We start from the raw sequence: 6,128 nt of genomic DNA on the forward strand, positions 1-6,128 counted from the left end.
TTTCAAAAGTGAGCCGCTGTAAGAGCGGAACCGTAAGCCGCCGCACCCGCAAGAACGGATATGTACCCAAACCCGCTGTAAGAGCGGAACCATAAGTGGCCACACCCGCAGGAACGGATATGTACCCAACCCCGCTGTAAAAGCGGCCCCACAAACGGCCCCACCCGCACCACCGGATATGCACCCCACCAGGAGGCACAAGCAATGACCACCCAGCTCCCCTACGCCTGGGCCAAGTCCCAACGCATTCTCCTGCGCCACAGCGAGCAGGGCGCCACCCTGCTGGTCTGTCCCTCGACCCCCGGCTGGTCCATCAGCGAAGCCCGCCGCCAGTTCGGCCCCGCACGCCTGGAACGCATCCGCGACGACGAGCTCGACGGTCTGTTGGCCACGGCCTACGCCGACACCGGCAGCGCCGCAGCGGTGGTCGGGGCCGCGGAGAATGAGGTGGACCTGGACCGCCTGATGCAGGACATGCCGGAAATCACCGATCTGCTGGACACCCAGGACGGCGCCCCGGTGATCCGCATGATCAATGCCTTGCTCACCCAGGCCGCGCGGGATGAGGCCAGTGATATCCATATCGAGCCCTTTGAAACCCACTCGGTGGTGCGCTACCGGGTCGACGGCACCCTGCGCGATGTGGTCTCGCCACGCAAGGCGCTGCACGGGGCGCTGGTGTCGCGGATCAAGATCATGGCCCAGTTGGATATCGCCGAAAAACGCTTGCCCCAGGACGGCCGCATCGCTTTGCGGGTGGCCGGCCGGCCCATCGACATTCGGGTGTCCACGGTGCCCACTGGCCATGGCGAGCGGGTGGTGATGCGGCTGCTGGACAAGCAGGCCGGGCGCCTGCAACTGGAAACCCTGGGCATGGACCCGGACCTGCTGGCGCGTCTGGATGGCCTGATCCGCCAGCCCCACGGCATCGTCCTGGTCACCGGGCCCACCGGCAGCGGCAAGACCACCAGTCTCTACGCCGCCCTGGCCCGGCTGGATGCCAGCACCAGCAATATCCTCACCGTCGAGGACCCGGTGGAATACGACCTGCCGGGCATCAGCCAGATCCAGGTCAACGCCAAGATCGACATGACCTTCGCCCTGGCGCTGCGGGCGATCCTGCGCCAGGACCCGGACGTGATCATGATCGGCGAGATTCGCGATCTGGAAACCGCGCAGATCGCGGTCCAGGCTTCGCTTACCGGGCACTTGGTGCTGGCCACCCTGCACACCAACGACGCGGTGTCGGCAGTCAACCGCCTGATCGACATGGGGGTGGAGCCGTTCCTCCTGGCCTCGTCAATGCTCGGGGTGCTGGCCCAGCGGCTGGTGCGGCGCTTGTGCAACCAGTGCAAGCAAGCCGATCCGGCCAATCCCGGCACCTGGCACCCGGTGGGTTGCCCGGCCTGCAACCACATCGGCTACAGCGGCCGCACCGGGATTCATGAGCTGTTCTGCATCGACGATGACATCCGCAGCCTGATCCACCAGGGCGCCGATGAGCAGGCCCTGCGGGCCGCCGCGCGGCGGGCCGGGATGCTGAGCATGCGTGAGGACGGCGAGCGCTGGGTACGCAGCGGCGCCACCGCACCGGAAGAAATCCTACGTGTGACACGGGACGCCTGATGAATCGCTATCGCTACGAAGCTGCCGACGCCCTCGGCAAGATCGAGTCCGGCCACCTGGAAGCCGACAGCCAGGGCGCGGCTTTCGCCAGCCTGCGCAGCCGCGGCCTGACCGCGCTGCAGGTGCAGTTGGACAGCAACCCAGGCAGCGGCGCAGCTGGGGGGCTCTTCAGCCCCAGGCTCAGCGACAACGACCTGGCCTGGGCCACGCGCCAGCTGGCCAGCCTGCTGGGGGCCAGCCTGCCTCTGGAGGCGGCGCTCAGTGCCACGGTGGAGCAGGCCGAGCGCAAGCACATTGCCCAGACCCTGAGCGCGGTGCGCGCGGATGTGCGCAGCGGCATGCGCCTGGCCGAGGCCCTGGCGGCGCGGCCCCGGGACTTTCCGGAAATCTACCGGGCACTGATTGCCGCAGGTGAAGAGTCCGGCGACCTGGCCCAGGTCATGGAGCGGCTGGCGGACTATATCGAGGAGCGCAACGGCCTGCGGGGCAAGATCCTCACTGCCTTTATCTACCCCGGGGTGGTGGGCCTGGTGTCCATCGGCATCGTGATCTTTCTGCTCAGTTATGTGGTGCCCCAGGTGGTCAGCGCCTTTTCCCAGGCGCGCCAGGACCTGCCGGGGCTGACCCTGGCCATGCTCAACGCCAGCGACTTCATTCGTGCCTGGGGCATCCAGTGTTTCGGCGCCCTGGTGGCGGGGTTCTGGGGGTGGCGGCTGTACCTGCGCAATCCCCGGGCACGCTTGAGCTGGCACAGCCGGATTCTGCGCCTGCCGCTGTTCGGGCGTTTTGTACTGGGGTTGAACACCGCGCGTTTCGCCTCGACCCTGGCGATTCTCAGTGGCGCCGGGGTGCCGCTGCTGCGGGCCCTGGACGCGGCGCGCCAGACCCTGTCCAACGACCGCCTGAGCCAGAGCGTCAGCGAGGCCACGGCCAAGGTGCGCGAGGGGGCCAACCTAGCGGCTGCGCTGCGGGTGGAGAAAGTCTTCCCGCCGGTGCTGATCCACTTGATCGCCAGTGGTGAAAAGACCGGGGCCTTGCCGCCGATGCTGGAGCGGGCGGCCCTGACCCTGTCGCGGGATATCGAACGCCGGGCCATGGGCATGACCGCGTTGCTCGAACCGCTGATGATCGTGGTCATGGGGGGTGTGGTGCTGGTGATCGTCATGGCGGTGATGCTGCCGATCATCGAGATCAACCAGCTGGTGACCTGAACCGCACACCCCGACCTGACCTGACCGCGTCCGGCCCGGTCCGTAGGCGCTGGCTTGCCAGCGAAGGCGTCGGCCCCGGCGATGCAGGTCTCGCGAGCCCCTTCGCCGGCAAGCCGGCTCCTACGAGGGGCGTAGCGAAGGTGTGCTCCGAAGCGCAGGGCAGCCAGAAAATTTCACGCGGCCTGCCTCACTCCCGACCTGGCAATCGGCCAAGCTCGGGTTCCTTGTTCTGTCATGTTCCGGCGCTATCTGCACCCGCTTCGGCGCTTGCAGAGCGATACCGGCGCCAGCTCGGACAGACTGGCGCTCAGCGACCCGGGAAAGGCCCGGAAAACGGCGCCAAACACCCGAGAATCTTTTGCCAAAACAGTCGGTTTCTCCCGAGGTTTTTTCCTTTATCTGTCACCGGAAGCTGCGAACTTCTCTCTCCATGGCCTCACCCCTCAAGCCCTCTGGATCAAGGCTTCTGGCCCGAGTGCCATGGCGTCATGCAAGAGCTATTCACCCAACGTACGAACACGACGAAAGGAGATTCTTCATGTTTAAGCGCAACGTTCTCGCGGCATCCCTGACCCTGGCTGCCCTGTGCTCGGCACAGGCTGCTCTGGCTGATATCAACGGCGGTGGCGCCACCCTGCCACAACCGCTGTACCAGACCGCTGGCGTACTGACCGCCGGCTTCGCTCCCTACATCGGCGTAGGCAGCGGCAACGGCAAGGCTGCCTTCCTGAACAACGACTACACCAAGTTCGTGGCCGGCACTACCGGCAAGAACGTGCACTGGGCGGGTAGCGACTCCAAGCTCAGCGCTGCTGAGTTGAGCGCCTACGCCACCGGCCACGAAGCGGCCTGGGGCAAACTGATCCAGGTGCCTTCGGTGGCCACCTCGGTAGCCATTCCGTTCAACAAGGCCGGCACTGCTGCGGTCAACCTGAGCGTCAATGACCTGTGCGGCGTGTTCTCCGGCCGTGTTTCCGACTGGAGCCAGATCGCCGGTTCAGGCCGTACTGGCACCATCACCGTGGTTTACCGCAACGAAAGCAGCGGCACCACCGAGCTGTTCACCCGCTTCCTGAACGCCAAATGCGCCGAGACCGGCACCTTCGGCGTGACCACCAACTTCGCTACCAGCTACACCGGTGGCCTGCCTGCCGGCGCTGTGGCCGCTGTGGGCAGCCAAGGCGTGATGGATGCCCTGAACGCCGGCGACGGCCGCATCACCTACATGAGCCCGGACTACGCCGCGCCGAGCCTGGCCGGTCTGGACGACGCCACCAAGGTGGCCAAGGTGGCCGGCGTTTCGCCTGCACCTGCCAACGTTTCCGCCGCCATCGGTGGCGTTCCGGTTCCAGCTGCGGCCGATCGCGGCAATCCGGACAAGTGGGTACCTGTCTTCGGCAAGGCCGGCGCAACCGGCACCGTGCCTTATCCCGATACTGGCTACCCAATCCTGGGCTTCACCAACCTGATCTTCAGCCAGTGCTATGCCGACGCCACTCAGAGCGGCCAGGTGCGTGACTTCTTCGCCCGTCACTACGGCGCGACCACCAACAACGACGCGGCCATCACCGCCAACCGTTTTGTACCACTGCCTACCGCTTGGAAAACCGCGATCCGCACCACCTTCGTGACCGCTTCCAACACCCTGAGCATCGGCAACACCAACGTCTGCAACAACATCGGTCGTCCGCTGTAACGGCGAACCCCACCGAGCGGCAACACCCGATCAGCAACGGTTTCGGCCGTTGCTGATTTTTTTCATCCAGCATCTGTTCAGAGCGCGCATCCAGCGGGCTTACGCCCTCCGAACGGCCAGTGACATCACCGGATAGGACAGGAGTCTTGTCATGCCCAAAGCTCAATGGTTGATCGCTTCACTGTTATACGGCGCGTTCTGCGTCCAGCAGGCCCAGGCGGATATCAACGGTGGAGGCTCGACCTTTACCCGGCCGCTGTATCAGACCGCCGGGGCGTTGACCGCGGGGTTTGCGCCCTACATTGGCGCGGATCAGGGCCGGGACAAGGTGGCTTTTCTACAGAACAACTACAGCGTGCTGGTGTCTGGCGCAGCCCCCAAGACCGTGCACTGGGTGGCCAGTGAGTCGAGGCTGAGCGCGGTGGAACTGAGCAACTACGCCTTGGCCTATCAGGCGCAGTTCGGCAAGCTGATCCAGGTGCCTTCGGCAGCGACGAGCGTTGCAATTCCGTTCAACAAGCCCGGCAGCCATGAACTGGACCTGAGCATCGACACCTTGTGTGGGGTGTTCTCGGGGCGTCTGTCCCGCTGGGAGTGGATCCAGGGTTCCGCACGTAGCGGCCCGATCACCGTGGTTTATCCCAAAGGTAGCAGCGGCTTCACCGAGCTGTTCACGCGTTTCCTGAATGCCAAGTGCAATGAAACCGGGACCTTTGCCGTGACCACCTACTTTGATTCCAGCTATTCGGGCGGGCTGCCGGCCGGCGCGCTGGCGGCCAATAGCGGTGACGCCATCATGACGGCGGTGAATGCCTGGGATGGCGCCATCACCTTCATGAGCCCGGCCCTTGCGGCACCGACCCTGGCCGGTCTGGATGACGGGAACAAGGTGGCCAGGATTACCGGCGTCTCGCCGGCGCCGGCCAACATTGTCAATGCCATCAATAGCGTTGCGCTGCCTCCCATCGCCGAGCGCAGTAACCCGGACAAGTGGGTGCCGGTGTTCGGCAGGAACTGGGAACAGGGCGTCTTGCCTTATCCGCAGAGTGGCTATCCGATCCTGGGCTACACCAACCTGATCTTCAGCCAGTGCTATGCCGATGCCACTCAAAGCAATCAGGTCCGTGACTTCTTGGCTCGCCACTATGGCGCGCTTGAGGCTCGAAACAATGACCCGGCAATCAGGGCTCAGGGCATGCTGCCCTTGCACCCGTCCTGGAAAGCCGCCGTGCGTTCCAACTTCCTGAGCGCCACCAATGCCTTGAGCATCGGCAATCCCAACGTCTGCAACGGCATCGGCCGGCCACTGTGAGCGGGCTCCGGCAGCGGCTTGGGCCGTTGCCGGAGCCCAACGTCGCCTGCATTACACCCGCTAGATGAATTTTTCGTGACATCCGTTCGGTCGCGCTCCGCGCCAACGGCCTATCCCCTAAAGCAGTGACGCGTGCCCTGGGCCCTAGGCTCTGTACGAAAAGATTTGAGACGAAGGTCAGGCAAGGCGAAAACGGTCGAGGAAGCGGAGTTTACGGGTTGTAAATGAGCATTCCGAGACCGTTTTCAACGCAGCATCACCGAGTATCAAGGCTTTTCGTACA

Annotated in this window: 4 protein-coding genes; all 4 read left to right on the forward strand. The window is 64.6% G+C overall.

Going from position 1 to position 6,128, the window contains the following annotated elements; translation table 11 throughout:
* The first annotated feature begins 204 nt into the window (after window positions 1-204).
* The 4 genes from gspE to Q8O96_RS30965 all read left to right on the forward strand — a co-directional run bounded on the left by gspE (window position 205) and on the right by Q8O96_RS30965 (window position 5,845).
* Window positions 205-1,626, forward strand: a complete 1,422-nt coding sequence (gene gspE, locus Q8O96_RS30950) for a type II secretion system ATPase GspE (protein ID WP_102879117.1) — start codon at window positions 205-207, stop codon at window positions 1,624-1,626.
* The gene (gspF, locus tag Q8O96_RS30955; RefSeq protein WP_102863338.1) at window positions 1,626-2,837 is read left to right on the forward strand and encodes a type II secretion system inner membrane protein GspF; all 1,212 of its coding nucleotides are present in this window, start codon (window positions 1,626-1,628) and stop codon (window positions 2,835-2,837) included. Before gspE ends, gspF begins: the two co-directional genes overlap by 1 nt.
* Window positions 2,838-3,375: 538 nt before the next feature.
* Window positions 3,376-4,533, forward strand: a complete 1,158-nt coding sequence (locus Q8O96_RS30960; RefSeq protein ID WP_115580195.1) for a substrate-binding domain-containing protein — start codon at window positions 3,376-3,378, stop codon at window positions 4,531-4,533.
* Window positions 4,534-4,684: 151 nt separating this feature from the next.
* Window positions 4,685-5,845: a substrate-binding domain-containing protein gene (locus Q8O96_RS30965; RefSeq protein WP_305950111.1), complete on the forward strand. Its 1,161-nt coding sequence runs from the start codon at window positions 4,685-4,687 to the stop codon at window positions 5,843-5,845.
* The last annotated feature ends 283 nt before the right edge of the window (window positions 5,846-6,128 follow it).

The organism is Pseudomonas sp. LPH60 (assembly GCF_030718165.1).
Lineage (GTDB): Bacteria > Pseudomonadota > Gammaproteobacteria > Pseudomonadales > Pseudomonadaceae > Aquipseudomonas > Aquipseudomonas danubii.

Excerpts from the sequence above, each read along its gene's own strand:
- gspE (WP_102879117.1), top strand. The coding sequence starts at position 205 with ATGACCACCCAGCTCCCCTACGCCTGGGCCAAGTCCCAACGCATTCTC.
- Q8O96_RS30965 (WP_305950111.1), top strand. The coding sequence starts at position 4,685 with ATGCCCAAAGCTCAATGGTTGATCGCTTCACTGTTATACGGCGCGTTC.
- Q8O96_RS30960 (WP_115580195.1), top strand. The coding sequence starts at position 3,376 with ATGTTTAAGCGCAACGTTCTCGCGGCATCCCTGACCCTGGCTGCCCTG.
- gspF (WP_102863338.1), top strand. The coding sequence starts at position 1,626 with ATGAATCGCTATCGCTACGAAGCTGCCGACGCCCTCGGCAAGATCGAG.